The 1,751-nt window shown below is 35.4% G+C and carries 1 pseudogene; it reads right to left on the reverse strand.

Annotation, left to right across the window (positions count from 1 at the left end):
* Window positions 1-129: 129 nt before the first annotated feature.
* A pseudogene (locus CIL05_RS21385) lies at window positions 130-1,596 on the reverse strand (IS1182 family transposase); the annotation flags it as partial.
* Between the last annotated feature and the right edge of the window lie 155 nt (window positions 1,597-1,751).

Consider the following 1,751-nt stretch of genomic DNA (forward strand, 5'->3'; position numbering starts at 1 on the left):
CGAGACCAGTGAAAAAGTAGGGGTTTTTGTTACGTATATATAAAGAGGAGTGAAAATGGAGTAAAAAAAATGAGTTCAATTATTAATTGTTTGATTTTCTATGGATTTCTGTAATATTACCCAATATTAGGCGGATACTATCGCTGCTATCCGCTTAATATTTGCTGCTATGGCAGCTAATTTCGATTGCTTGGACACGCTTAATAGACCATATCCCCTCGCTCGAGACAGGCCGTGAAAACGCTTGAGTTCCGCATTTTTACCTTCAATGGAAGCCCTCTTCTTATATTTTTCTTTGAATTCCTCTGTCTTCTGATATTGAGATAATTCATAGAACTCCGCAGTATTCATACCTACGACAAGAATTCTACGAGCAGTATTTTTTGCACATAGATCATGTAGAGGACATTCCTTACACTGCTTTATATCAAAGTAATATTTATAGCCTTGTCTTACGCCGTCCTTTCTTTTTGATATATAGTGTTTCTTTTTGACTGACGTATTTCCTTGGGAACATTGCCATTCATCAGAGTCTTTATTATACGTAAACTCCTCTTCATCGATACGATAAACGGTCGAACTAACGGGTATAAAAGATTTGGCTTTTTTGGCTCTAATTTCATCTAAAATCGGTTTTCTAAAATAAGCTTTATCTCCATACACTTCCCCTATGTTCATCCCGGTTTTTAGTGTTTGGGCAAGCATTTCTTCTGTATAATCTCCATCCATATAGGCACCGTCAGCGGTTCGAACTGCAGTGATTATGCGTTCATCAGTAGTCATCATGATTTCTGATTTATAGCCATAGAAAGATTGTGTTTTACTTTTACGACCGACCCTCGCCTCTTCATCGATAATGGAACGGATTCCTTTTTGATTGATAAACTTTGGATCATACAATATGTCTTTTGCTTTTTGAATCCATTGATTGGTTAGTTCTTTGTTGTCCGTGATTTGTTTCTCTATCAAGTCAATTATTTCTTCTAAATAAGATTTCATAACAGCTTTCGCTTCACGATGATTGGATATTTCCTTATAATTTGGTACTTCAGGCAAATCCTCAAGTTGTTGTCTGGATTCTTTTTTATATGTATGTATGATCATTTTGGCTAGATGTTTCATTAAACGCTCGGGCGTTTTCTTTATCGTATTTGCTAGAATATGAGTAGTGTCTAAACTAACACTATTCCCTTTTAATATATCCTTTTCTACGCACTGCCTTACCATTTCAGTAAGGATATCATCAAGTGTATCTTCACCAAGACGGTGCTTTCTAAATTTTGAAAGCAAACTTTTGTCTGGTAAAGAATCTTCTGGATTGATGCCAATAAAGTACATAAAAGCTAGATTTAAACTAGCCTCCATAGCCATCTTTTCATCAGATAAATTATATAAATGCTGTAGAAAAAGCAGTTTACACATCATTTCTGGCTCTTTTGCTGGACGACCGAATTCTTTGCAGTAGGTATCTTCTAGTAAAATATTAATGAAACTGAAGTCAACAGCGGCGGAAATTGCTTTGAGTATATGATTTTCTGGAATTTTATTGTATAATACAGAATGAAAACTATATTGCTTTGGCTCTTGTCGAAGCATGAAAAAACCCCCTAATGGTTTGGTATTTGGTCATACTAATTATACCATTTTGGGGGTTTTTTTTATGCGAATTCTGTTAAATTGAGGCTAGATTATACAGATTTTCACTTCTTCTGAGATTTTGGGCTAGAATGGTGACTTTTTCACTGGTCTCG

It is taken from the genome of Virgibacillus profundi (assembly GCF_002287375.1).
Lineage (GTDB): Bacteria > Bacillota > Bacilli > Bacillales > Amphibacillaceae > Virgibacillus_K > Virgibacillus_K profundi.